This window comes from Streptomyces sp. NPDC058955, assembly GCF_042741435.1.
Taxonomy (GTDB): domain Bacteria; phylum Actinomycetota; class Actinomycetes; order Streptomycetales; family Streptomycetaceae; genus Streptomyces.
In genome coordinates, this window is the sequence record NZ_JBHYKM010000116.1 from 1 (window position 1) to 24,946 (window position 24,946).

Below are 24,946 nucleotides of genomic sequence, written 5' to 3' on the forward strand. Positions count from 1 at the left end.
CCGCCGGGCGGCGGCCCGCCGCACCCGCGCGTCCTGACCGAGGGGCCCACGCCCGGCCCGCCGCCCCGCACCCGGCCCACCAGGCCGCCGCGGCACGTACGGCCCGGGCCGCCCACCAGGCGGCCCGGGCCCGCCGGCCGAGGGCCCGGGCCGCGGCGCGCCGCCTCGGAGCCGTACAGCCCCGCCCTGAGGCCCCCTGCCCGGGGCCCGCGCGGAGCCCGTCCTGTCACCGTGCGCCAGTAGGGTGGGCGCATGGCCGACCCCACCAGCTATCGACCCGCGCCGGGGCAGATTCCCGACGTCCCGGGTGTCTACAAGTTCCGGGACGAGCACCGGCGGGTGATCTACGTCGGGAAGGCGAAGTCGCTGAAGCAGCGGCTGGCGAACTACTTCCAGCCGCTCGCGAGCCTGCACCCGCGGACCGCCACCATGGTGACCACGGCCGCCTCCGTGGAGTGGACGGTCGTCTCCACCGAGGTCGAGGCGCTCCAGCTGGAGTACTCCTGGATCAAGGAGTACGACCCCCGGTTCAACGTGAAGTACCGGGACGACAAGAGCTACCCCTATCTCGCGGTCACCCTGAACGAGGAGTTCCCGCGCGTCCAGGTCATGCGCGGCCACAAGAAGAAGGGCGTCCGGTACTTCGGGCCGTACGCGCACGCGTGGGCGATCCGCGAGACCGTCGACCTCATGCTGCGGGTCTTCCCGGTGCGGACCTGCTCGGCCGGCGTGTTCCGCAACGCCGCCTCGGCCGGCCGGCCCTGCCTCCTCGGCTACATCGGCAAGTGCTCGGCGCCCTGCGTCGGCCGGGTCACGCCCGAGGAGCACCGCGAACTGGCCGACGATTTCTGCGACTTCATGGCCGGCCGCACCGGCACCTACATCCGCCGTCTGGAGAAGCGGATGACGGCGGCGGCCGAGGACATGGAGTACGAGAAGGCGGCCCGGCTCCGCGACGACATAGAGGCCCTGCGGCGGGCCATGGAGAAGAGCGCGGTCGTCCTCGCCGACGCCACCGACGCCGACCTCATCGCCCTCGCCGAGGACGAGCTGGAGGCCGCCGTCCAGATCTTCCACGTCCGCGGCGGCCGCGTCCGCGGCCAGCGCGGCTGGGTCACCGACAAGGTCGAGGCCGTCGACACCGCCGGGCTCGTCGAGCACGCCCTCCAGCAGCTGTACGGCGAGGAGAGCGGCGACGCCGTGCCCAAGGAGGTCCTGGTCCCGGCGCTGCCCGAGGACGCCGAGGCCGTCACCCAGTGGCTCTCCGGCCGCCGTGGCTCCCAGGTCTCGCTGCGGATCCCGCAGCGCGGCGACAAGAAGGACCTGATGGCCACCGTCGCCCGCAACGCCCAGCAGGCCCTCGTCCTCCACAAGACCAAGCGCGCCAGCGACCTCACCACCCGCTCCCGGGCCCTGGAGGAGATCGCCGAGGCCCTGGACCTGGAGTCGGCGCCGCTGCGCATCGAGTGCTTCGACATCTCCCACCTCCAGGGCGAGGACGTCGTCGCCTCCATGGTCGTCTTCGAGGACGGGCTGCCCCGCAAGAGCGAGTACCGCCGCTTCCAGATCAAGGGCTTCGAGGGCCAGGACGACGTCCGCTCCATGCACGAGGTGATCGGCCGCCGCTTCCGCCGCTACCTCGCCGAGAAGGAGAAGACGGGGGAGTGGGGCGAGGACGGCGAGGTCGCCGTCGACGAGGCCGGCGACGACGGCCGGCCCAAGCGCTTCGCCTACCCGCCGCAGCTCGTCGTCGTCGACGGCGGACAGCCGCAGGTCGCCGCCGCCCGCCGGGCCCTGGACGAGCTCGGCATCGACGACGTCGCCGTCTGCGGCCTCGCCAAGCGGCTGGAGGAGGTCTGGCTGCCCGGCGAGGACGACCCGGTGGTGCTGCCCCGCTCCAGCGAGGGCCTCTACCTCCTCCAGCGGGTCCGTGACACGGCTCACGATTTCGCCATCCGCTACCAGCGGTCCAAGCGCACCAAACGGCTCCGGAGCAGCCCCCTCGACGCCGTCCCCGGCCTCGGCGACACGCGCAAACAGGCCCTGATCAAGCATTTCGGCTCGGTGAAGCGGCTGAAGCAGGCGACAATCGAGCAGATCTGTGAGGTCCCCGGCTTCGGCCGGAAGACCGCGGAGGCGGTCGCCGTGGCCATGGCGCAGGCGGCCCCCGCCGCACCCGCCGTGAACACGGCCACAGGAGAGATCATGGAAGACGACGGGGGCACCACCGCATGACCGACCGCCACCCCGGCGACGGGCACCACACGCACGACGGGCACCACCGAGAAGACGGAGCAGGACACGTGAGTACGGGCACGAAGGAGACCGCGGGCGACAACGGCGCCGAGGCGGCCATCCCCGAGCTGGTGATCATCTCCGGCATGTCCGGAGCCGGCCGTTCCACCGCGGCGAAGTGTCTGGAGGACCTGGGCTGGTTCGTCGTCGACAACCTGCCGCCCGCGCTGATCCCCACCATGGTGGAGCTCGGCGCCCGCTCCCAGGGCCACGTCGCCCGCATCGCGGTCGTCGTCGACGTCCGCGGCCGGCAGTTCTTCGACGCCCTGCGCGAGTCCCTCGCCGACCTGGAGGCCAAGCAGGTCACCCGCAGGATCGTCTTCCTGGAGTCCTCCGACGAGGCCCTGGTCCGCCGCTTCGAGTCGGTCCGCCGCCCCCACCCGCTCCAGGGCGACGGCCGCATCGTCGACGGCATCGCCGCCGAGCGCGACCTGCTGCGCGAGCTGCGCGGCGACGCCGACCTGGTGATCGACACCTCCAGCCTCAACGTGCACGAGCTGCGCGCCAAGATGGACGCCCAGTTCGCCGGCGAGGAGGAGCCCGAGCTGCGGGCCACCGTCATGTCCTTCGGCTTCAAGTACGGCCTGCCGGTCGACGCCGACCTCGTCGTGGACATGCGCTTCCTGCCCAACCCGCACTGGGTCCCCGAGCTGCGCCCGTACACCGGCCTCAACGAGGAGGTGGCGAACTACGTCTACAACCAGCCCGGCGCCAAGGAGTTCCTGGACCGCTACACCGAGCTGCTCCAGCTGATCGCCGCCGGCTACCGCCGCGAGGGCAAGCGGTACGTCACCATCGCCGTGGGCTGCACCGGCGGCAAGCACCGCTCCGTCGCCACCGCCGAGAAGCTCGCCGCCCGCATCGCCGCCGAGGGCGTGGAGACGGTGGTCGTCCACCGCGACATGGGGCGCGAGTGAAGCCGTACCGCCGGCGTCCCGCCTCCACCCTCTCGGTGAAGCGGACGCTCCGCAGGCGCGGCGCCCAGCCGAAGGTCGTCGCCCTCGGCGGCGGCATGGGCCTCTCCGCCTCCCTCGCCGCGCTGCGGCGGATCACCGGCGACCTCACCGCCGTCGTCACCGTCGCCGACGACGGGGGCTCCAGCGGCCGGCTCCGGGAGGAGCTGGGCGTGCTGCCCCCGGGCGACCTCCGCAAGGCGCTCGCCGCGCTCTGCGGCGACGACGACTGGGGCCAGACCTGGGCCCGGGTCATCCAGCACCGCTTCCGGTCCAAGGGCGAGATGGGCGGCCACGCCGTCGGCAACCTGCTGATCGTCGCCCTCTGGGAGCAGCTCGGCGGCGACCCCGTGCAGGCCCTCGACCTGGTCGGGCGGCTGCTCGGCGCCCAGGGCCGGGTGCTGCCCATGTCCGCCGTGCCGCTGGAGCTCCAGGCCCTGGTCAGGGGCCACGACCCGGCGCGCCCGGACGACGTGGACACCGTGCGCGGCCAGGCCACCGTGGCGCTCACCCCGGGCGAGGTGCAGTCCGTCCACCTGGTGCCGCACGACCCGCCGGCCGTGCCGGAGGCCGTCGCGGCGGTCCTCGACGCGGACTGGGTCGTGCTCGGCCCGGGCTCCTGGTTCTCCTCGGTGATCCCGCACCTCCTCGTGCCCGAACTGCTCGACGCGCTCGTCGAGACCAAGGCCCGCAAGGTGCTCTCGCTGAACCTCGCGCCCCAGCCGGGAGAAACAGAGGGCTTCTCCCCGCAGCGTCATTTGGAGGTTTTGGGACGACACGCCCCTAAACTCGCCCTGGACGTGGTGCTGGCCGACGAGGCCGCCGTGCCCGACGTGTCAGCCAGGGAACCCCTCGTCGACGCCGCCAAGCGGCTCGGCGCCGCGGTCGAGCTGGCGCCGGTGGCCCGCGCCGACGGTTCTCCGAAGCACGACCCGGAGCAGTTGGCCGCCGCGTACGACCGTATTTTTCGGATGCATGGAAGGATCGGCCCATGGCGATGACGGCAGCGGTGAAGGACGAGATCTCCCGGCTTCCCGTCACCCGGACCTGCTGCAGGAAGTCGGAGGTCTCGTCGATCCTCCGGTTCGCGGGCGGTCTGCACCTGGTCAGCGGCCGGATCGTGATCGAGGCGGAGCTCGACACGGCGATGGCGGCCCGGCGGCTGAAGCGGGACATCCTGGAGATCTTCGGGCACAGCTCGGAACTGATCGTGATGGCCCCCGGCGGGCTGCGGCGCGGCTCCCGCTTCGTGGTGCGCGTGGTGGCCGGCGGCGACCAGCTGGCCCGCCAGACGGGCCTGGTCGACGGCCGGGGCCGCCCCATCCGGGGCCTCCCCCCGCAGGTCGTCTCCGGGGCCACCTGTGACGCCGAGGCGGCCTGGCGCGGCGCCTTCCTCGCCCACGGCTCGCTGACCGAGCCGGGCCGCTCCTCCTCCCTGGAGGTGACCTGCCCCGGCCCGGAGGCCGCGCTCGCCCTGGTCGGCGCCGCCCGCCGGCTCTCCATCGCCGCGAAGGCCCGCGAGGTCCGCGGGGTGGACCGGGTCGTGGTCCGCGACGGCGACGCGATCGGCGCCCTGCTCACCCGGCTCGGCGCGCACGAGTCGGTGCTGGCCTGGGAGGAGCGGCGGATGCGCCGCGAGGTCCGCGCCACCGCCAACCGGCTCGCCAACTTCGACGACGCCAACCTGCGCCGCTCGGCCCGGGCCGCCGTCGCCGCCGGCGCCCGGGTGCAGCGCGCCCTGGAGATCCTGGCGGACGAGGTGCCCGAGCACCTCGCGGCGGCCGGCCGGCTGCGCATGGAGCACAAGCAGGCCTCCCTGGAGGAGCTGGGCGCGCTCGCCGACCCGCCGCTCACCAAGGACGCGGTGGCCGGCCGGATCCGCCGGCTGCTCGCCATGGCCGACAAGCGGGCGCAGGACCTGGGCATCCCCGGCACCGAGTCGAACCTGACCGAGGAGCTGGACGAGAGCCTGGTCGGCTGAGACCGGCCCCGGCCCGCACGGCCCCCGCCCCCACCCGGGGCGGGGGCCGTTCCCGTACCGGTGGAATCCCGAACTCCGCGGCGACGGAACGCTTCTGAGGTCACATCAGCATCCGGGTGTCACGGGCCCGTTGCCGCGAGGCGCCCTTGACAGCCCCATGGCCGCCCATGAGCCTGGCATCCGTTCTTCTTCGTGACGGATCACACCAAGGGGGGCTCGTGATGAGACGAAGGGCGCGCGCGGTACTCGCCGCCGCCTCACTGCTGATCGCCGGACTCGCGGCGGCACCCGCCGCCGGAGCGCGGCCGGCGGACCCGGAGGGCGGCGACGCCCTCTCCGTATGGCGGGCCACGGTCACCAAGGAGCAGGTGCCGCTCCTCCTCGACGCCGGGGCCGACGGACACGAACTGACCGAGCAGGTGCCCGAGCGCGGCACCGCCACGGTCGAGGTCTACCTCACCGAGGACCAGGCCGGAGCGCTGCGCGACCGGGGCGTCCCGGTCGCCGAGCACGACCCGGGCCCGGCCGCCGCCCGGCGCGCGGCCGCCGCCGGCGACGGCGTCTTCCGCCCGTACGGCGGCGCCGGCGGCCTCAAGGAGGAACTCCTCGCCACCGCCGCCGCCCACCCCGGCCTCACCAAGGTCGTCTCCATCGGCAAGACCCTCAAGGGCCAGGACATCCTCGCGGTCAAGGTCACCAAGGGCGCCCGGCAGGCGAAGGACGGCAGCAGGCCGGCCACGCTGTACGTCTCCAACCAGCACGCCCGGGAGTGGATCACCCCGGAGATGACGAGGCGGCTGCTCCACCACTACCTCGACAACTACGGCACCGACGAGCGGATCACCCGGATCGTCGACTCCACCGAGCTGTGGTTCGTGCTCTCCGCCAACCCCGACGGCTACGACTTCACCCACGCCGACCCGGCCAACCGCCAGTGGCGCAAGAACCTCCGCGACAACGACGGCGACGGCGTGATCGCCGCCGGCGACGGCGTCGACCTCAACCGGAACTTCGCCTACAAGTGGGGCTACGACGACGAGGGTTCGTCCCCCGACCCGGCCGACGAGACCTTCCGCGGCAAGGGCCCCATGTCCGAGCCGGAGACCCGGGCCCTGGACGCCTTCCAGAAGCGCATCGGCTTCTCGTACGGCATCAACTACCACTCCGCCGCCCAGCTCCTGCTGTACGGCGTCGGCTGGCAGGTCGCCACCGACACCCCCGACGACACCGCCCTCAAGGCGCTCGCCGGCACCCCGCAGAACTCGGCGGTCCCCGGCTACCGGCCGCAGGTCTCCTCCGAGCTGTACATCACCAACGGCGAGGCCGACGGACACGCCGCCAACGTCAACGGCATGCAGATGTTCACCCCCGAGATGTCCACCTGCGCCACCGCCTCCCGCGTCGACCCGAACGACGCCTGGGAGGCCGCCGACTGCGCCTCCGTCTTCACCTTCCCCGACGACGAGAAGCTGATCCAGGCCGAGTTCGCCAAGAACATCCCCTTCGCGCTCGCCGTCGCCGAGTCCGCCGCCCGCCCCGACGCCCCGGTCTCCCCGGTCGGCGCCGAGGCCCCGGCCCTCACCCCCGACGCCTTCGCCACCTCCTACGCCGCCGCCGGCGAGGAGCAGCCGGTCGCCGTCACCGCCCGCAAGTCCCTGCGCGCCAAGACCCTCCACTACCGGATCAACGGCGGCCGCGCCCACCGCGCCGGCGTCGAGGCGTGGGAGGGCGGCGAGACCTACGGCGGCGACGACAACCTGTACTACGACCAGTACCGCGGCGAGGTGAGGGGCGCCCGGCCCGGCGACTCCGTCGAGGTCTGGTTCACCGCCCGCGACCGCGCCGGGCGGACCACCGCCACGACCCCCTTCACGTACAAGGTCGCCGAACGCGCCCGCGGGGACGTCCTCGTCCTCGCCGAGGAGGGCGGTACGGGCGCCGCCGCGCACGCCGACACCTATGTGAAGGCGCTCGCCGCGACCGGCCGCAAGGCCGCCGTCTGGGACGTCGCGGGCCAGGGCGCCCCGCACGCCCTCGGCGTCCTCTCCCACTTCCGCACCGTCGTCTGGTACACCGGCGCCGAGCGTCCCTCCGGGGCCGTCCAGCTCGCCGTCCGCTCCTACCTCAACGAGGGCGGCAAGCTGGTCAACGCCGGCGAGAAGAGCGGCGGGCTCACCCGGATCGGCCGGGCCGAGTCCAACGACTTCGCCCAGTACTGGCTCGGCGCCTACCACCGGGCCGGACTGAACGGCCCGGCCTCCTTCGTCGGCGCCGGCCGCCTCACCGGCGCGGGCACCGGGCTCGGCGCCGCCGCCGGCAACCCGCTCGACAACGCCGGCGCCTACACCGTCACCTCCGACACCCTCGACCCGGAGCGGTTCCCGCAGTTCGCCTCCAGCGCCCCGGCCGGCGACTACCCGGGCCTGCGGACCCCCTTCGAACCGGCCGAGGGCAGCACCTTCGCCGCCGTCCGGCACGCCGACGACGCCTGGGCCCGGCTCACCCGGACCGTCGACCTCACCGGCACCACCGCCGCCGTCGGCCCCCGGCTCGACTTCCAGATCAGCTACGACACCGAGCCCGGCTACGACAACCTCGTCGTCGAGGCCAGGACCGTCGGACAGGACGACTGGACCACCCTGCCCGACCGGAACGGCGGCACCTCCACGGAGCCGCCCGCCGACTGCGGCGAGGGCTACTACCTGAAGCTCCACCCCGCCCTCGGCCGCTACCTCACCCTCGGCGCGGACGGCTGCGCGCCCACCGGCACCTCCGGCGCCTGGAACGCCTTCACCGGCCCCTCCAACGGCTGGCGGCAGGCGTCCGTCGACCTCTCCGCCTACGCGGGCAAGCAGGTCGAGCTCTCGCTCTCGTACGTCTCCGACCCCGGCACCGGCGAGACCGGCGCCTTCGTCGACGACGTCCGGCTGGTCACCGCGGCCGGCACCGAGCAGGAGGGCTTCGAGAGCGGGCTCGGCGCCTGGACGGTGCCCGGCGCCCCGGCCGGCAGCCCCGGCAACACCGCCGACTGGACCCGCTCGCCGGCCCTGTTCCACTCCGTCGCCGCCGTCACCACCCGCGACACCGTCCTCCTCGGCTTCGGCCTGGAGCACGTCGGAACCGCGGCCGAACGGCAGCGACTTCTCGACCGCGCCCTCACCGCGCTCCGCCGCTGACGGAGAGTAGTGGGGACAAAGGTCCCAAGACGGCCCGTACCCGTTGGTAGGTACGGGCCGTCGGCCATTTTCCGGTCACTTTCCGGGCTCGAACGGCTGCGCTCGATGTCACTCGGGGGCGCCCGGAGGGGTAGGGTCGGAAGCGGTCGGGGACATCCCAAAAAAATCAAGATCTCGCCGGTGTGACATTTCACCCGGCGTTCTCATACGAGGAGATCGGTTCGTGACGATCCGCGTAGGCATCAACGGCTTTGGCCGTATCGGTCGCAACTACTTCCGCGCGCTCCTTGAGCAGGGTGCCGACATCGAGGTCGTGGCCGTCAACGACCTGGGCGACACCGCGACCACGGCTCACCTGCTGAAGTACGACACCATCCTGGGGCGCCTCAAGGCCGAGGTCTCCCACACCGCCGACACCATCACCGTCGACGGCCACACCATCAAGGTGCTGTCCGAGCGCGACCCCGCCGACATCCCGTGGGGGCAGCTCGGCGTCGACGTCGTCATCGAGTCCACCGGCATCTTCACCAAGCGCGAGGACGCCGCGAAGCACCTCGCCGGCGGCGCCAAGAAGGTCCTCATCTCGGCTCCGGCCAAGGACGAGGACATCACCATCGTCATGGGCGTCAACCAGGACAAGTACGACCCGGCGAACCACCACGTCATCTCGAACGCGTCCTGCACCACCAACTGCGTCGCCCCGATGGCCAAGGTCCTCGACGAGAACTTCGGCATCGTCCGCGGTCTCATGACCACGGTCCACGCCTACACCAACGACCAGCGCATCCTGGACTTCCCGCACAAGGACCTGCGCCGCGCCCGCGCCGCCGCGGAGAACATCATCCCGACCACGACCGGTGCCGCGAAGGCCACCGCCCTGGTCCTCCCGCAGCTCAAGGGCAAGCTGGACGGCATCGCGATGCGCGTCCCGGTCCCCACCGGCTCCGCCACCGACCTCGTCGTCACCCTGGACCGCGAGGTCACCAAGGACGAGGTCAACGCCGCCTTCAAGAAGGCGGCCGAGGACGGCCCGCTCAAGGGCATCCTCTTCTACACCGAGGACCCGATCGTCTCCTCGGACATCGTCAGCGACCCGGCGTCGTGCACCTTCGACTCCTCGCTGACCATGGTCCAGGACGGCAACAGCGTCAAGATCCTCGGCTGGTACGACAACGAGTGGGGCTACTCCAACCGTCTCGTCGACCTCACCACCTTCGTCGGCGACCAGCTCTGACGTACTAGGGTTCAACAGGGCAGGGCTTTCGATGTGAGCAGGGCTCGGGCAGCGCGACGAAGCGCTGTGCGGGCCCTGTCTCGTGTGCTCCACCGCGTACCAAGGAGTCAGTGAACAGATGAAGACGATCGACGAGCTTCTCGGCGAGGGCGTCGAGGGCAAGCGGGTGTTCGTCCGCGCCGATCTCAACGTGCCGCTCGAAGGCACCACCATCACCGACGACGGCCGCATCCGCGCCGTCGTCCCCACGGTCAAGGCGCTCGCCGAGGCCGGCGCCCGGGTCGTGGTCGCCTCCCACCTGGGCCGCCCCAAGGGCGCCCCGGACCCGGCGTTCTCCCTCGCCCCCGCCGCCGCGCGGCTCGGCGAACTGCTCGGCGCCGAGGTGGCCTTCGCCACCGACACCGTCGGCGAGTCCGCCCGGGCGACCGTCGCGGGCCTGGCCGACGGCGGCGTGGCCGTCATCGAGAACCTGCGCTTCAACGCCGGCGAGACCTCGAAGGACGACGCCGAGCGCGACGCCTTCGCGGAACAGCTGGCCGCCCTCGCCGACCTCTACGTCGGCGACGGCTTCGGCGCCGTCCACCGCAAGCACGCCTCGGTCTACGACCTCCCGGGCAAGCTGCCGCACGCGGCCGGCTACCTCATCGCCACCGAGGTCGGCGTCCTCAAGAAGCTGACGGAGGACGTCCGGCGGCCGTACGCGGTCGTCCTCGGCGGCGCCAAGGTCTCCGACAAGCTCGGCGTGATCGACCACCTCCTGGAGAAGGCCGACCGCATCCTCGTCGGCGGCGGCATGGCCTACACCTTCCTCAAGGCCCAGGGCCACGAGGTCGGCATCTCCCTCCTCCAGGAGGACCAGATCCCGGCGGTGCTCGACTACCTCAAGCGCGCCGAGGAGAAGGGCGTCGAGTTCGTCCTCCCCGTCGACGTCCTGGTCTCGCCGACCTTCCCGGACCTCAAGACCAAGGCCCCGTCGAACCCCACCACGGTCGCCGCGGACGCCATCCCGGCCGACCAGGAGGGCCTGGACATCGGTCCGGAGACCCGCAAGCTGTACGCCTCGAAGCTCGCCGACGCGGCCACCGTCTTCTGGAACGGCCCGATGGGCGTCTTCGAGCACCCCGACTACGCCGAGGGCACCCGGGCCGTCGCCCAGGCGCTCGTCGACTCCCCGGCCTTCACCGTGGTCGGCGGCGGCGACTCCGCCGCCGCGGTCCGCATCCTGGGCTTCGACGAGAACGCTTTCGGCCACATCTCGACCGGTGGCGGCGCCTCCCTCGAATACCTCGAGGGCAAGCAGCTCCCCGGCCTCGTCGCACTGGAGAAGTGATCACCACCATGACCGAGACCACCCGCACCCCGCTGATGGCGGGCAACTGGAAGATGAACCTCAACCACCTGGAGGCCATCGCCCACGTCCAGAAGCTCGCCTTCTCGCTCACCGACAAGGACTACGCCGGCTGCGAGGTCGCCGTCCTCGTCCCCTTCACCGACCTGCGCTCCGTGCAGACCCTGATCGAGGGCGACAAGCTCAAGATCAAGTACGGTGCCCAGGACCTGTCGGCCCACGAGTCCGGCGCGTACACCGGTGAGATCTCCGGCGCCATGCTCGCCAAGCTGAACACCGGCTTCGTCGCCGTCGGCCACTCCGAGCGCCGCCAGTACCACGGCGAGTCCGACGAGCTGTGCAACGCCAAGGTGAAGGCCGCCTTCGCCCACGGCATCACCCCGATCCTCTGCGTCGGCGAGGAGCTGGACGTGCGCGAGGCCGGCGACGCCGTCACGCACACCCTCGCCCAGGTCGAGGGCGGCCTGAAGGGCGTCCCGGCCGAGCAGGCCGAGACCGTCGTGATCGCGTACGAGCCGGTCTGGGCCATCGGCACCGGCAAGGTCTGCGGCGCCGACGACGCCCAGGAGGTCTGCGGGGCGATCCGCGGCAAGCTCGCCGAGCTCTACACGCAGGACGTCGCCGACAAGATCCGCATCCAGTACGGCGGCTCCGTCAAGAGCGGCAACGTCGCCGAGATCATGGCGAAGCCCGACATCGACGGCGCCCTGGTCGGCGGCGCGTCGCTGGACGCGGACGAGTTCGTCAAGATCGTCCGCTTCCGCGACCAGTGACGATGTAGAGCGGCGGAGGAGATCCGTCGTACCCTGTCGGGGGTCGGGCCGTGCCCGGCCCCCGTCCGTTATCAAGCTCCGAGGAAGTTGGTCCAGCCGTGGTTATGGGGTTCTCGATCGCCCTGATCGTCTTCAGCGCGCTGCTGATGCTGCTGGTGCTGATGCACAAGGGGAAGGGCGGCGGCCTCTCCGACATGTTCGGCGGCGGCATGCAGTCCTCCGTCGGCGGCTCCTCGGTCGCCGAGCGCAACCTCGACCGCATCACGGTCGTGGTCGGGCTGCTCTGGTTCGCCTGCATTGTCGTACTTGGTCTGCTCATGAAGCTGGACGGGTAACTCCGCACACTGGACGCGCGTTGGGCCTTCCGTAGACTGGGGCATCTTCGAGCACCATCACGCAGGGAGTTACGACCGTGGCAAGTGGCAACGCGATCCGGGGAAGCCGGGTCGGAGCGGGGCCGATGGGGGAGGCCGAGCGGGGCGAGTCGGCACCGCGCCTCCGCATCTCCTTCTGGTGCTCGAACGGGCACGAGACCCAGCCGAGTTTCGCGAGCGACGCGCAGGTCCCGGACACCTGGGACTGCCCCCGCTGCGGGTTCCCGGCCGGCCAGGACCGGGACAACCCGCCGGACCCGCCGCGCACCGAGCCGTACAAGACCCACCTCGCCTACGTCCGCGAGCGGCGCAGCGACGCCGACGGCGAGGCGATCCTCGCCGAGGCGCTCGCCAAGCTCCGGGGCGAGATCTGAACGACCGCTGAACAGCAGGCCAAGGGCCCTGCCCGCGAACCGGATTCGCGGGACGGGGCCCTTCGTCGTGTCCGGGGCCGGTGGCACGGAATGCCCCGGCCGATCAATTAGGTTGGAGAAGCAGCGGGGCAGACACGTACGAGAAGAAGTGGGCGATGTCCGAAATGACCACTGAAGGACGCATCAGGCTCAACCGGCTGCCCGAGTGGGCGGCCCTCGGCAAGCACCGGGAGCAGCTGGGCTCCACCCATCTGCGCGAGCTGTTCGCGGCCGACCCGGAGCGCGGCACCGGCTACACCCTGCGGGTCGGTGACCTCCACCTGGACTACTCCAAGCAGCTCGTCACCGACGAGACCCTGGAGCTGCTGCGCGAGCTGGCCGCCGCCACCGGCGTGGCGGAGCTGCGCGACGCCATGTTCCGCGGCGAGAAGATCAACACCACCGAGGACCGGGCCGTCCTCCACACCGCGCTGCGCGCCCCCCGCGAGGCCGTGATCGAGGTGGACGGAGAGAACGTCGTCCCCGGGGTCCACGCCGTCCTCGACAAGATGGCCGGCTTCGCCGACAAGGTCCGCTCCGGCGCCTGGACCGGCCACACCGGCAAGCCGATCAAGAACGTCGTCAACATCGGCATCGGCGGCTCCGACCTCGGCCCCGCCATGGCCTACGAGGTCCTGCGCGCCTACACCCGGCGCGATCTGACGTTCCGTTTCGTCTCCAACGTCGACGGCGCCGACCTCCACGAGGCCGTCCGCGACCTCGACCCGGCCGAGACGCTCTTCGTCGTCGCCTCCAAGACCTTCACCACCATCGAGACCGTCACCAACGCGACCTCCGCCCGCGATTGGCTCCTCACCGGCCTCGGCGCCGGCCAGGAGGCCGTCGCCAAGCACTTCGTGGCGCTCTCCACCAACGCCGAGAAGGTCCAGGACTTCGGCATCGACACGGCCAACATGTTCGAGTTCTGGGACTGGGTCGGCGGCCGCTACTCCTACGACTCCGCCATCGGCCTCTCCCTGATGATCGCCATCGGGCCGGACCACTTCCGCGAGATGCTCGACGGCTTCCACCTCGTCGACGAGCACTTCCGCACCGCGCCCGCGGAGGAGAACGCGCCGCTGCTGCTCGGCCTCCTCGGCGTCTGGTACGGCGGCTTCTTCGACGCCCAGTCGCACGCCGTCCTGCCGTACTCGCACTACCTGTCCAAGTTCACCGCCTACCTCCAGCAGCTCGACATGGAGTCCAACGGCAAGTCCGTGGACCGCCAGGGCGAGCCCGTCGACTGGCAGACCGGCCCGGTCGTCTGGGGCACCCCCGGCACCAACGGGCAGCACGCCTACTACCAGTTGATCCACCAGGGCACCAAGGTCATCCCGGCCGACTTCATCGGCTTCGCGCAGCCCGTCGCCGACCTGCTGCCCGGACTCGTCGCCCAGCACGACCTGCTGATGGCGAACTTCTTCGCCCAGACCCAGGCCCTCGCCTTCGGCAAGACGCCGGAGGAGGTGCGCGCCGAGGGCGTGCCCGAGGAACTCGTCCCGCACAAGACCTTCCAGGGCAACCACCCCACCACCACGATCCTCGCCGACGCCCTCACCCCCTCGGTCCTCGGCCAGCTGGTGGCGCTCTACGAGCACAAGGTCTTCGTCCAGGGCGCGATCTGGAACATCGACTCCTTCGACCAGTGGGGCGTCGAGCTCGGCAAGGTCCTCGCCAAGAAGATCGAGCCCGTCCTCACCGGCGACGCGAGCGCCGAGGGCCTCGACAGCTCCACCGCGGCCCTCGTCTCCGCCTACCGTGCGCTGCGCGGCCGGAGCTGAGTGATGGCGGGGGAGGACGCGGTACGGCTCCGGCCGCCCAGGAACGCGGTGGACCGCAGGGCCGTCGGCTGGTGGCGCGCCCGGTGCCTCCTCGCCGCCGCCGTCCCGGTCGCCGTCCTGGCCGTGCTCGGTCTGCTGATCGACCCGGCCAGGACCTGGCTGCTCGGCGCGGCCGGCGCCCTCGGGGCGATCGGACTGGCCTGCGCCGCGTCCCTCCCCGCCTGGTGGTACCGGGTGCACCGCTGGGAGGTCACCGACGAGGCCGTGTACGTGCGCACGGGCGCGCTGTGGCAGGAGTGGCGGATCGCCCCCATGTCGCGGATCCAGACCGTGGACACCGTACGCGGCCCGCTGGAGCAGCTCTTCGGGCTCGCCACCGTCACCGTGACCACCGCCTCCTCCAAGGGCGCGCTCCGCGCCGAGGGGCTCGACCACGAGCTCGCCGCGGAGCTCGCCGAACGGCTCACCGCGCTGACCCGGGCCACCCCCGGGGACGCCACATGAGCCCCGCCGGCGAGGAGGAGTGGCAGGGCCTCGACCGGCGCACCCTCCTCGTCACCGCCGCCGTCCTCTGCGGGGTCGCGGCCGGCGCGGGCGTCCCGGTCGCCGCCGGGCTCGCCGGGTCCCGGCCGCTCTGGCAGGCCGTCGGCTGGGTCCTCGCCGGCGCCGCCCTGCTGGTCGGCGGCGGCACCGCGGCCGACTACGCGCGCTGGCGCCGCACCCGCTACCGGATCGGCCCCGACCGGGTCGACCTGCACACCGGGCTGCTCCTGCTCAAGCGCCGCTCGCTGGCCCGCGACCGGATCCGCAGCGTCGACCTCACCGCCAACCCGCTCCAGCGCGTCCTCGGCCTCGTCAAGGTCCGCATCGGCACCGGCGAGTCCACCGGCGGCGGCGAGTCCACCCTCGAACTCGAACTCGTCACCCGCGCCGAGGGCGAACGGCTCCGCCGCACCCTCCTCGCCCGCCCGGCCGCCCCCGGGGCCGACCCCGCCCACGACGGCACGCTCGCCGTCCTCGACCCCCGCTGGATCCGCTACGCCCCCGTCTCCTTCGTCGCTCCGGCCCTCGGCGGCGCCGCCGCCGGGGCGGTCATGCAGGTCAGCGAGTGGTTCGGCGCCCAGGCCGAGGTCATCGACTGGATAGGAGACCGCTTCGCCTCCGTCTCGCTGCCCTGGATGATCGTCGACCTGGTCGTCCTCGCCACCCTCGCCGGCGCCGTCGGCGCCCTCGGCCTCTGGGTGGAGATGTGGTGGAACCACCGGCTGGAGCGCGAACCGGGCGGCACCCTCCGGGTCCGCCGCGGCCTGTTCACCGCCCGCTCGGTCTCCCTGGAGGAGCGCCGGCTGCGCGGCGTGGAACTCGTCGAGCCCCTCGGCGTGCGGCTCCTCGGCGCGGCCCGGGTCGACGCCGTCGCCACCGGCCTCACCGAGGACGACGACGAGAAGCACACCGACCTCAAGGCCCTGCTGCCGGCCGTGCCCCGGGCGGTCGCCGACCGGGTCGCCGCCGAGGTGCTGCGCGCGCCCGCGCCGCCCACCTCCGCCCCGCTCACCGCCCACCCGCGCGCCGCCCGCGCCCGGCGGCTGCGCCGGGCCCTCCTCGCGGTCCTGCTCCCCGCCGCCGTCCTCGCCCTCCTCGGGGCGCTCCTCACCCCCGTGCTGCTGTACGTGGCGGTCGGCTGGACCGTGGTGCTGGCGCCGCTCGCCGTGCTGCTCGCCCTGGACGCGTACCGCTCGCTCGGGCACGCCCTGGGCGGCGCCTATCTGGTGACCCGTTCGGGCGCGGTACGGCGGAGCACGGTCGCCCTCCAGCGCTCCGGGATCATCGGCTGGACGGTCAAGCAGTCGTACTTCCAGCGGCGGGCCGGGATCCTCACCCTCACCGCCACCACGGCCGCCGGGGAGGGCGCCTACGACGTCCTGGACGCCGGCGAGTCCGAGGGCCTGGCCTTCGCCGCCGAGGCCGTACCGGGGCTGCTCACGCCCTTCCTGGAGACGCCGGAGGCCCGGTCCACCGAGAGGTGAACCGGGCCTCCGTACGGCCTCTTCGGGCTAGCGGTCCCGCGGCAGCTCCGCGGCCGCCGCCGTGTCCATCAGCCACAGCGTGCGCTCGCGGCCGCGGGCACCGGACGCCGGGACCTGCGCCTCGTCCGCGTCGCCGGACAGCGCGAGGGCCGCGGCCTTCGCCTTGTCCTCGCCGGCCGCCAGCAGCCAGACCTCCCGCGCCGCCCGGATCGCCGGGAGGGTCAGGGAGATCCGGGTCGGCGGCGGCTTCGGCGCCTCGCGCACCCCGACGACCGTCCGCCCGGTCTCCCGGACCGCCGGAAGGCCCGGGAAGAGCGAGGCCACGTGGGTGTCCGGGCCGACGCCCAGCATCAGCACGTCGAAGGAGGGCACGCCCCCCTCGTCGCCGGGGCCGGCCGCCGCGGCCAGCTCGGCCGCGTAGGCCGCCGCGGCGGCGTCGGCGTCGTCCCCGTACGGGCCGTCCGAGGCCGGCATGGCGTGCACCCGGGCCGGGTCCAGCGGGACCCGGTCGAGCAGCGCCTCGCGGGCCTGGGTGACGTTCCGCTCGGGGTCGCCCTCGGGCAGGAACCGCTCGTCGCCCCACCACAGGTCGAGCCGCGACCAGTCGATCGCGTCCCGGGCCGGCGCGGTGCCGAGCGCGGCGAGCAGTCCGTTGCCGTTGCGGCCGCCGGTCAGCACGACCGAGGCGGTGCCGCGGGCGGACTGGGCGTCCACGATCCGGGTGATCAGCCGGGCGGCCGCGGCCTCGGCCATCAGCTCCTTGTCCCGGTGGACCACCAGGCGGGGGGCGCTCACTTGGCCGCCGCCTTCCTGGCCGGGGCCTTCTTGGCGGGAGCCTTCTTCACCGGCTCCTGAGCCGTGTCCTGAGCCGGCTCCTGGGCCGTGTCCCGGGCCGGCTTCCCGGCCGGCTCCGGGACGAGGTCCGCCGTGACGTCGACCGGCTGCTCGAACGCGGGGGCGGTGACGGCCGCCTCCTCGTCGAGCCGCTCCAGGCCGTACTTCAGTGCCGCCGCGTAGGTGTCGTCCGGGTCGAGCCGGCGCAGCTCCTCCGCGATCAGCTCGGCCGTCTCGCGCCGCTTGAGCGCCACCGCGCGGTCCGGCTGCCCCTCTATGGAGAGGGTCGCGAGCGAACCGTCGGGCCGGTCGAGGACGATCGGCCCCGCGCTGGTCTCCAGGCGTACGGAGGTGAGGCCGGGCCCGGTGGAGCTGGAGCGCCGCACCGGCACCTTCAGCCGCTCGGCCAGCCACATCGCGAGCAGTTCGACGCTCGGGTTGAACTCCTCGCCCTCCACGTCGGCCGAGGTCACCTTGCAGTGGACCTGGTCGAGCGCGGCGGCCAGCATCGAGCGCCAGGGGGTGATCCGGGTCCACGACAGGTCCGTGTCGCCGGGGGTGTAGGTGTCCGCGCGCGCGGTCAGCTCCTCGATGGGCTGCTCGGCGGCGTACGTGTCGGTCACCCGGCGCTGGGCGAGGGCGCCCAGCGGGTCGTTCGCCGGGTCGGTCGGCGCGTTCACCGGCCACCAGACGACGACGGGGGCGTCCGGGAGGAGCAGCGGCAGCACCACCGACTGGGCGTGGTCGACGACCTCGCCGTACAGCCGGAGGACGACCGTCTCCCCGGAGCCGGCGTCGGCGCCGAGGCGGACCTCGGCGTCGAGCCGGGTGTTGGCGCGGTCCCGCGGCGAGCGCGAGACCCGCTTGATCACCACGAGGGTCCGCGAGGGGTGCTCGCGGGACGCCTCGTTGGCCGCCTTCAGCGCGTCGTAGGCGTTCTCCTCGTCGGTGACGATGACGAGGGTGAGCACCATGCCGACGGCCGGGGTGCCGATCGCCCGCCGCCCGAGCACCAGCGCCTTGTTGATCTTGGAGGACGTGGTGTCCGTCAGGTCGGTCTTCATGGCCGGCGCCAGCTCCTGCCGTCTCGTGCGAGCATCTCGTCCGCCTCGACCGGTCCCCAGGTACCGGACTCGTACTGGGCGGGCTTGCCGTGCGTGTCCCAGAACTGCTCGATCGGGTCGAGGATCTTCCAGGACAGCTCGACCTCCTCCACGCGCGGGAAGAGGTTGGAGTCGCCGAGCAGGACGTCCAGGATGAGCCGCTCGTACGCCTCGGGGCTGGACTCGGTGAAGGACTCGCCGTAGGCGAAGTCCATCGACACGTCCCGGATCTCCATCTGGGTGCCGGGCACCTTGGAGCCGAAGCGGACGGTGACGCCCTCGTCCGGCTGGACCCGGATGACGATGGCGTTGCGGCCCAGCTCCTCCGTCGACGTGTGGTCGAAGGGGGAGTGCGGGGCGCGCTGGAAGACCACCGCGATCTCGGTGACCCGGCGGCCGAGCCGCTTGCCGGTCCGCAGGTAGAAGGGGACGCCCGCCCAGCGGCGGTTGTCGATCTCCAGCTTGATCGCCGCGTAGGTGTCGGTCGTCGACTCGGGGTCGATGCCCTCTTCCTGGAGGTAGCCGACGGCCTTCGCGCCACCCTGCCAGCCGGCCGCGTACTGCCCGCGGACGGTGGACTCGGCCAGGTCCTTGGGGAGCCGGACGGCGCCCAGCACCTTGGTCTTCTCCGCGGCGAGCGCGTCGGCGTCGAAGGAGGCGGGCTCCTCCATCGCGGTCAGCGCGAGCAGCTGGAGCAGGTGGTTCTGGATGACGTCACGGGCGGCGCCGATGCCGTCGTAGTAGCCCGCGCGGCCGCCGATGCCGATGTCCTCGGCCATGGTGATCTGCACGTGGTCGACGTACGACCGGTTCCAGGTCGGCTCGAAGAGCGTGTTGGCGAAGCGGAGCGCCAGGATGTTCTGGACGGTCTCCTTGCCGAGGTAGTGGTCGATCCGGAAGACCGCCTCGGGCGGGAAGACCTCGTGGACGACCTCGTTGAGCTCCTTGGCGGAGGCGAGGTCGTGGCCGAAGGGCTTCTCGATGACGGCGCGGCGCCAGGAGCCGTTCTTCTGGTCGGCCAGGCCGTGCTTCTTCAGCTGCTGGACGACGAGCGGGAAGAACTTCGGCGGCACGGACAGGTAGAAGGCGAAGTTGCCCCCGGTGCCCTGCGCCTTGTCCAGCTCCTGGATGGTGTCCTTGAGCTGCTCGAACGCCTCGTCGCTGTCGAAGTCGCCCTGGACGAACCGCATGCCCTGGATGAGCTGCTGCCAGACCTCCTCGCGGAAGGGGGTGCGGGCGTGCTGCTTGACCGCGTCGTGGACCTCCTGGGCGAAGTCCTCGTCCTGCCACTCCCGGCGGGCGAAGCCGATGAGCGAGAAGCCCGGCGGCAGCAGGCCGCGGTTGGCCAGGTCGTAGACGGCGGGCATCAGCTTCTTACGGGACAAATCGCCCGTGACGCCGAAGATGACCAGGCCCGACGGCCCCGCGATGCGCGGGAGCCGTCGGTCTGCGGCGTCACGGAGCGGGTTGGCTCCGTCGACGGTGCTCAAGGTGGTCAGCCCTCCGAAGGGACGCGGCGCGCGAGCTCCGCCTCGGTCGAGCCGAGCAGGTCGTTCCAGGACGCCTCGAACTTCTCGACGCCCTCGTCCTCCAGGAGCTGGACGACGTCGTCGTAGCTGATGCCCAGCTTCTCGACGGCCGCCAGCTCGGCACGGGACTGCTCGTACGTCCCGCGGATGGTGTCACCGGTGACCTCGCCGTGGTCGGCGGTGGCCTCCAGGGTGGCCTCCGGCATGGTGTTCACCGTGCCGGGGGCGACCAGGTCCACGACGTACAGCGTGTCCTTGTAGGCCGGGTCCTTGACGCCGGTCGAGGCCCACAGCGGACGCTGCTTGTTGGCCTGCGCCTTGTCGAGGGCGGCCCAGCGCTCCGAGGAGAAGACCTCCTCGTACGCCTCGTAGGCCAGACGGGCGTTGGCCAGGGCGGCCTTGCCCTTGAGCGCCTTGGCCTCGTCGGTGCCGATGCCGTCCAGGCGCTTGTCGATCTCGGTGTCCACGCGGGACACGAAGAAGGACGCCACCGAGTGGATCTTGGAGAGGTCGAGGCCGCGCTCGCGGGCCTTCTCCAGGCCCGCCAGGTAGGCGTCCATGACCGCGCGGTAGCGCTCCAGCGAGAAGATCAGCGTCACGTTCACGCTGATGCCGAGGCCGATGACCTCGGTGATCGCCGGCAGACCCGCCTTGGTGGCCGGGATCTTGATGAGCGTGTTCGGGCGGTCCACCAGCCAGGCCAGCTGCTTCGCCTCGGCGATCGTGGCGGCCGTCTCGTGGGCGAGGCGCGGGTCGACCTCGATGGACACCCGGCCGTCCTGGCCGTCCGTCGCGTCGAAGACCGGGCGCAGGATGTCGGCGGCGTCGCGGACGTCCGCCGTCGTGATCATGCGGATGGCCTCGTCCACGGTGACCTTGCGGGCGGCCAGGTCGGCGAGCTGCTGCTCGTAGCCGTCGCCCGAGGTGATCGCCTTCTGGAAGATCGACGGGTTGGTGGTCACACCGACCACGTGCGACTGGTCGATCAGCTCGGCCAGGTTGCCCGAGGTGATCCGCTTGCGGGACAGGTCGTCCAGCCAGATCGCGACGCCTTCGTCGGAGAGGCGCTTGAGAGCGTCTGTCATGAGAGTTGCATCTCCAAAAAGTCGTACGTATCCGCGTCAGCGCGCGGCGGCTGCGATCGATTCCCGGGCGGCGGAGGCGACGGCCTCCGGCGTGAAACCGAACTCACGGAAGAGGACCTTGGCGTCGGCCGAGGCACCGAAGTGCTCCAGCGAGACGATCCGGCCGGCGTCACCGACGTACTTGTGCCAGGTCAGGCCGACACCGGCCTCGACCGCGACACGCGCCTTCACCGACGGCGGCAGGACGGAGTCCTTGTACGCCTGGTCCTGCTCCTCGAACCACTCCACGGACGGCATCGAGACCACGCGGGTCGGGACGCCCTCGGCCTGGAGCTGCTCACGGGCCTCGACGGCCAGGTGCACCTCGGAGCCGGTCGCGATGATGACGACCTGCGGCGAGCCGCCCTCGGCGTCGAACAGCACGTAGCCGCCCTTGGCCGCGTCCTCGTTCGGCGCGTACGTCGGCACGCCCTGACGGGTCAGCGCCAGACCGTGCGGCGCGCCCTTCAGGTACTCGCGGGTGTGCCGCTTCATGATCTCGCGCCAGGCGATCGCCGTCTCGTTGGCGTCGGCCGGGCGGACCACGTTCAGACCCGGGATCGCGCGCAGCGAGGCCAGGTGCTCCACCGGCTGGTGGGTCGGGCCGTCCTCGCCGAGGCCGATCGAGTCGTGCGTCCACACGTAGGTCACCGGCACGTGCATCAGGGCCGACAGGCGCACGGCGTTGCGCATGTAGTCCGAGAAGACGAGGAAGGTGCCGCCGTAGACGCGGGTGTTGCCGTGCAGCGCGATGCCGTTCATCTCCGCGGCCATGGCGTGCTCGCGGATGCCGAAGTGGATCGTGCGGCCGTACGGGTTCGCCTCGGGCAGCGGGTTGCCCTCGGGGAGGAAGGACGACGCCTTGTCGATCGTCGTGTTGTTCGAGCCCGCGAGGTCGGCCGAGCCGCCCCACAGCTCGGGGACGACCTCGCCCAGCGCCTGGAGGACCTTGCCGGAGGCCGCACGGGTGGCGACGCTCTTGCCCGCCTCGAAGACCGGGAGCTTCTCCTCCCAGCCGGCCGGCAGCTCGTTCGCCTGGATCCGGTCGAACTCGGCGGCCCGCTCCGGGTTGGCCGTACGCCACTCGGCGAGCTGCTTGTCCCAGGCGGCGCGGGCCTCGGCGCCGCGGGCGCCCAGCGCACGGGTGTGGCCGATGACCTCGTCGGTCACCTCGAAGCTCTGCTCCGGGTCGAAGCCGAGGACGCGCTTGGTGGCCGCGACCTCGTCGTCGCCGAGCGCCGAGCCGTGCGCGGCCTCGGTGTTCTGCGCGTTCGGCGCCGGCCAGGCGATGATCGAGCGCATCGCGATGAACGACGGACGCTCGGTCTCGGCCTCGGCGGCCCTGATCGCCGCGTACAGGGCGGCCGGGTCCAGGTCGCCGTTCTCCTGCGGCTCCACGCGCTGCACGTGCCAGCCGTACGCCTCGTACCGCTTCATCGTGTCCTCGGACACGGCGGTCTCGGTGTCGCCCTCGATCGAGATGTGGTTGTCGTCCCACAGCAGGATCAGGTTGCCGAGCTTCTGGTGGCCCGCGAGCGAGGACGCCTCGGCGGAGATGCCCTCCTGGAGGCAGCCGTCGCCGGCGATCACGTAGACGTTGTGGTCGAAGGGGGAGGTGCCGGGGGCGGCCTCCGGGTCGAACAGACCACGCTCGTAGCGGGCGGCCATCGCCATGCCCACCGCGTTCGCGACGCCCTGGCCCAGCGGGCCGGTGGTCGTCTCGACGCCGGCCGTGTGGCCGTACTCGGGGTGGCCCGGGGTCTTCGAGCCCCAGGTGCGGAATGCCTTGAGGTCGTCCAGCTCCAGACCGAAGCCACCCAGGTACAGCTGGGTGTACAGGGTCAGCGAGGAGTGGCCCGCGGAGAGCACGAACCGGTCGCGGCCCACCCACTCGGGGTCGGACGGGTCGTGGCGCATCACCTTCTGGAAGAGGGTGTACGCGGCCGGCGCGAGGCTCATCGCCGTACCCGGATGGCCGTTGCCGACCTTCTGTACGGCGTCCGCGGCCAGGATGCGGGCGGTGTCGACGGCCCGCTGGTCCAATTCGGTCCACTGGAGGTCTGTGGTGGTCGGCTTAGTGCTCACCCTGGGTCAGGGCTCCTCTCCACATGTCTGTAGCCGGTGACTGAGGGTGTACCGGCGCTGTCGAGCCTACCCCCGAAAAAGCCCCCTCTTTTCGTGTCCATGCCCCTCAAATGAGCGCTCACAGCAAGAGTGCCGGTGGGCGTGGCGCTCCGCCTCCCGAACGGCGCGCCGAAGCGTGTCCACGCCTTGATACGGGGCCGGATACGCGCTCAAGAGTGAGCCCCGCCAACACGACCCCACCCCCGCGAAGATCGGTGTCTGGGCAACGTCTACAGTGGCGTGGTACGCGCAAGTTTCACCCCGTCTTTATCCGGGGAACTTGCTGGGAATTTCTCTGTCAGGGGTGTGCGTGACGGCCGTCGAGTCCCGACCCGCAGGGGTCGTCGAGGCTTCCGGCCCGGGGGGCCATCGGCCGTTCGGGGCCCGCGTCAAGGCATTCGTGGCGCTGACCAAGCCGCGGATCATCGAACTGCTGCTCATCACCACCGTTCCGGTGATGTTCCTCGCCGAACAGGGCGTGCCCGACCTGTGGCTGGTGCTCGCCACCTGCTTCGGCGGCTATCTCTCGGCCGGCGGCGCCAACGCGCTGAACATGTACATCGACCGCGACATCGACGCGCTGATGGACCGCACCTCGCAGCGCCCGCTGGTCACCGGCATGGTCTCGCCGCGCGAGGGCCTGGTCTTCGGCCTCACCCTGGCCGTCGTCTCCACCCTCTGGTTCGGCCTGCTCGTCAACTGGCTCTCCGCCTGGCTCTCCCTCGGCGCACTGCTCTTCTACGTCGTCGTCTACACGATGCTGCTGAAGCGGCGCACCGCGCAGAACATCGTCTGGGGCGGCATCGCCGGCTGCATGCCGGTCCTCATCGGCTGGTCCTCGGTCACGAACTCGATGTCCTGGGCCGCCGTCATCCTCTTCATGGTCATCTTCTTCTGGACGCCGCCGCACTACTGGCCGCTGTCGATGAAGGTGAAGGACGACTACGCGCGCGTGGGCGTGCCGATGCTCCCGGTGGTGGCCTCCAACAAGGTCGTCGCCAAGCAGATCGTCCTCTACAGCTGGGTCATGGTCGCGGTCTCGCTGCTGCTCACCCCGCTGGGCTACACCGGCTGGTTCTACACCGCCGTCGCGCTGGCCACCGGCGGCTGGTGGCTGTGGGAGGCGCACGCCCTGCTGAACCGCGCCAAGGCCGAGGTCACCGGCGCGAAGCTCAAGGAGATGCGCCTCTTCCACTGGTCCATCACCTACGTGTCGCTGCTCTTCGTGGCGGTCGCGGTGGACCCCTTCCTCCGCTAGGGCGAAACAGCTCCGGCGACGGCCGGGTCGTGTGGGCTGAACCACGCGGCCCGGCCGTCGTCAGTCGATCTACCCCTCGGTAGCATCCTTGGCATGGCAGACACCAAGGAAGACACCACGGCCGTCTCCCCGCGCGCCGGGCGCAAGGCGGCCAAGCTGGCCAAGGAGATCCGCGCCTTCGGCAAGCAGCACGGCGGCGTCGAGGGCCAGATCGCCCACATCGGCCAGGCCGGCACCCGGATCGTCCTCGTCGGCGAGGACGGCGGCTGGGGCGACCTGGTGGCCCCCACCCACGCGATCGCCCACCAGGCCGCGGAGCAGGCCGGCCTCACCCTCCACGAGGAGTTCGACGGCGAGTTCGCCGCGAAGGTCGTCACCGGCCCCTACGAGTGGACCCGCATGGCCGGCATCCAGCTCGGCGGCCCCGCGAACACCTGACGCGACGAGGGCCGAACGGGCGACGGCCGAACCGTCCCCGGCGCCGTCCGCCCCGGCCGACCGCTGACGCGGCGACGCCGACGGCCGGACGGGTGACGGCCTGCTGCCATCGCCGGGCCGCGCGGCCCCGGCCGGGCCGGGGAACGCCCACGGCCCACCCGTCCGCGCCCCCGACCCGGGC

At 72.0% G+C, this 24,946-nt stretch carries 20 protein-coding genes; 15 read left to right on the forward strand and 5 right to left on the reverse strand.

Annotated elements, in window-relative coordinates; translation table 11 throughout:
• The first annotated feature begins 252 nt into the window (after positions 1-252).
• The 13 genes from uvrC (at position 253) to ACFW1I_RS31480 (ending at position 16,355) form a co-directional block, all read left to right on the forward strand.
• Entirely contained in the window at positions 253-2,235 is a 1,983-nt protein-coding gene (gene uvrC / locus ACFW1I_RS31420) for an excinuclease ABC subunit UvrC (protein WP_384676296.1), read from the forward strand.
• Positions 2,232-3,212 carry an RNase adapter RapZ gene (gene rapZ, locus ACFW1I_RS31425; RefSeq protein ID WP_384676298.1) on the forward strand — a complete coding sequence of 327 codons (981 nt, stop codon included), beginning with the start codon at positions 2,232-2,234 and terminating at the stop codon, positions 3,210-3,212. The genes uvrC and rapZ overlap by 4 nt, the downstream gene beginning before the upstream one ends.
• On the forward strand, positions 3,209-4,249 hold the full coding sequence (gene yvcK, locus ACFW1I_RS31430; protein WP_384676300.1) for a uridine diphosphate-N-acetylglucosamine-binding protein YvcK: 1,041 nt from the start codon (positions 3,209-3,211) through the stop codon (positions 4,247-4,249). Before rapZ ends, yvcK begins: the two co-directional genes overlap by 4 nt.
• A complete protein-coding gene (gene whiA, locus ACFW1I_RS31435; protein WP_031002759.1) occupies positions 4,240-5,229 on the forward strand; it encodes a DNA-binding protein WhiA in 990 nt (329 codons plus the stop codon). Before yvcK ends, whiA begins: the two co-directional genes overlap by 10 nt.
• Positions 5,230-5,450: 221 nt before the next feature.
• A complete protein-coding gene (locus ACFW1I_RS31440) occupies positions 5,451-8,405 on the forward strand; it encodes a M14 family zinc carboxypeptidase (protein WP_384676302.1) in 2,955 nt (984 codons plus the stop codon).
• Between the two features lie 223 nt (positions 8,406-8,628).
• Positions 8,629-9,639 (forward strand): type I glyceraldehyde-3-phosphate dehydrogenase, encoded by a 1,011-nt coding sequence (gene gap, locus ACFW1I_RS31445; protein ID WP_384676304.1) that lies wholly within the window; start codon positions 8,629-8,631, stop codon positions 9,637-9,639.
• Positions 9,640-9,757: 118 nt separating this feature from the next.
• Entirely contained in the window at positions 9,758-10,969 is a 1,212-nt protein-coding gene (locus tag ACFW1I_RS31450) for a phosphoglycerate kinase (protein ID WP_384676306.1), read from the forward strand.
• Between the two features lie 8 nt (positions 10,970-10,977).
• Positions 10,978-11,760, forward strand: a complete 783-nt coding sequence (gene tpiA, locus ACFW1I_RS31455; protein WP_384676308.1) for a triose-phosphate isomerase — start codon at positions 10,978-10,980, stop codon at positions 11,758-11,760.
• A 104-nt stretch (positions 11,761-11,864) separates the two neighbouring features.
• Positions 11,865-12,095, forward strand: a complete 231-nt coding sequence (gene secG / locus ACFW1I_RS31460) for a preprotein translocase subunit SecG (RefSeq protein ID WP_030205174.1) — start codon at positions 11,865-11,867, stop codon at positions 12,093-12,095.
• Between the two features lie 77 nt (positions 12,096-12,172).
• Positions 12,173-12,508 carry an RNA polymerase-binding protein RbpA gene (locus tag ACFW1I_RS31465; RefSeq protein ID WP_003957010.1) on the forward strand — a complete coding sequence of 112 codons (336 nt, stop codon included), beginning with the start codon at positions 12,173-12,175 and terminating at the stop codon, positions 12,506-12,508.
• 155 nt (positions 12,509-12,663) lie between these two features.
• Complete coding sequence (gene pgi / locus ACFW1I_RS31470) at positions 12,664-14,328, forward strand: glucose-6-phosphate isomerase (RefSeq protein WP_384676310.1); 1,665 nt, start codon at positions 12,664-12,666, stop codon at positions 14,326-14,328.
• Positions 14,329-14,331: 3 nt separating this feature from the next.
• Entirely contained in the window at positions 14,332-14,832 is a 501-nt protein-coding gene (locus tag ACFW1I_RS31475) for a PH domain-containing protein (protein WP_384676312.1), read from the forward strand.
• Entirely contained in the window at positions 14,829-16,355 is a 1,527-nt protein-coding gene (locus ACFW1I_RS31480; protein WP_384676314.1) for a PH domain-containing protein, read from the forward strand. Before ACFW1I_RS31475 ends, ACFW1I_RS31480 begins: the two co-directional genes overlap by 4 nt.
• Before the next feature lie 27 nt (positions 16,356-16,382).
• Here ACFW1I_RS31480 and pgl read toward each other — a convergent pair whose 3' ends face one another.
• Genes pgl through tkt form a run of 5 tightly spaced genes read right to left on the reverse strand, consistent with a single transcriptional unit; the run spans position 16,383 to position 23,030 of the window.
• A complete protein-coding gene (gene pgl, locus ACFW1I_RS31485; protein ID WP_384676316.1) occupies positions 16,383-17,150 on the reverse strand; it encodes a 6-phosphogluconolactonase in 768 nt (255 codons plus the stop codon).
• Positions 17,147-18,253, reverse strand: a complete 1,107-nt coding sequence (gene opcA / locus ACFW1I_RS31490; protein WP_384676318.1) for a glucose-6-phosphate dehydrogenase assembly protein OpcA — start codon at positions 18,251-18,253, stop codon at positions 17,147-17,149. The genes pgl and opcA overlap by 4 nt, the downstream gene beginning before the upstream one ends.
• A complete protein-coding gene (gene zwf / locus ACFW1I_RS31495; RefSeq protein WP_384676320.1) occupies positions 18,250-19,782 on the reverse strand; it encodes a glucose-6-phosphate dehydrogenase in 1,533 nt (510 codons plus the stop codon). The genes opcA and zwf overlap by 4 nt, the downstream gene beginning before the upstream one ends.
• 5 nt (positions 19,783-19,787) lie before the next feature.
• Complete coding sequence (gene tal / locus ACFW1I_RS31500) at positions 19,788-20,906, reverse strand: transaldolase (RefSeq protein WP_384676322.1); 1,119 nt, start codon at positions 20,904-20,906, stop codon at positions 19,788-19,790.
• Between the two features lie 36 nt (positions 20,907-20,942).
• On the reverse strand, positions 20,943-23,030 hold the full coding sequence (tkt, locus tag ACFW1I_RS31505) for a transketolase (protein ID WP_384676324.1): 2,088 nt from the start codon (positions 23,028-23,030) through the stop codon (positions 20,943-20,945).
• A gap of 343 nt (positions 23,031-23,373) precedes the next feature.
• On the opposite strand from tkt, the gene ACFW1I_RS31510 reads away from it, so the two are divergent.
• Complete coding sequence (locus tag ACFW1I_RS31510) at positions 23,374-24,327, forward strand: heme o synthase (protein WP_384676326.1); 954 nt, start codon at positions 23,374-23,376, stop codon at positions 24,325-24,327.
• Between the two features lie 93 nt (positions 24,328-24,420).
• Positions 24,421-24,765 (forward strand): hypothetical protein, encoded by a 345-nt coding sequence (locus ACFW1I_RS31515; protein WP_384676328.1) that lies wholly within the window; start codon positions 24,421-24,423, stop codon positions 24,763-24,765.
• Positions 24,766-24,946 lie beyond the last annotated feature (181 nt).

Excerpts from the sequence above, each read along its gene's own strand:
- ACFW1I_RS31440 (WP_384676302.1), top strand. The coding sequence starts at position 5,451 with ATGAGACGAAGGGCGCGCGCGGTACTCGCCGCCGCCTCACTGCTGATC.
- secG (WP_030205174.1), top strand. The coding sequence starts at position 11,865 with ATGGGGTTCTCGATCGCCCTGATCGTCTTCAGCGCGCTGCTGATGCTG.
- tal (WP_384676322.1), bottom strand. The coding sequence starts at position 20,906 with ATGACAGACGCTCTCAAGCGCCTCTCCGACGAAGGCGTCGCGATCTGG.
- ACFW1I_RS31515 (WP_384676328.1), top strand. The coding sequence starts at position 24,421 with ATGGCAGACACCAAGGAAGACACCACGGCCGTCTCCCCGCGCGCCGGG.
- uvrC (WP_384676296.1), top strand. The coding sequence starts at position 253 with ATGGCCGACCCCACCAGCTATCGACCCGCGCCGGGGCAGATTCCCGAC.
- ACFW1I_RS31450 (WP_384676306.1), top strand. The coding sequence starts at position 9,758 with ATGAAGACGATCGACGAGCTTCTCGGCGAGGGCGTCGAGGGCAAGCGG.
- rapZ (WP_384676298.1), top strand. The coding sequence starts at position 2,232 with ATGACCGACCGCCACCCCGGCGACGGGCACCACACGCACGACGGGCAC.
- opcA (WP_384676318.1), bottom strand. The coding sequence starts at position 18,253 with ATGAAGACCGACCTGACGGACACCACGTCCTCCAAGATCAACAAGGCG.
- ACFW1I_RS31480 (WP_384676314.1), top strand. The coding sequence starts at position 14,829 with ATGAGCCCCGCCGGCGAGGAGGAGTGGCAGGGCCTCGACCGGCGCACC.
- ACFW1I_RS31475 (WP_384676312.1), top strand. The coding sequence starts at position 14,332 with ATGGCGGGGGAGGACGCGGTACGGCTCCGGCCGCCCAGGAACGCGGTG.
- whiA (WP_031002759.1), top strand. The coding sequence starts at position 4,240 with ATGGCGATGACGGCAGCGGTGAAGGACGAGATCTCCCGGCTTCCCGTC.
- pgi (WP_384676310.1), top strand. The coding sequence starts at position 12,664 with ATGTCCGAAATGACCACTGAAGGACGCATCAGGCTCAACCGGCTGCCC.
- tpiA (WP_384676308.1), top strand. The coding sequence starts at position 10,978 with ATGACCGAGACCACCCGCACCCCGCTGATGGCGGGCAACTGGAAGATG.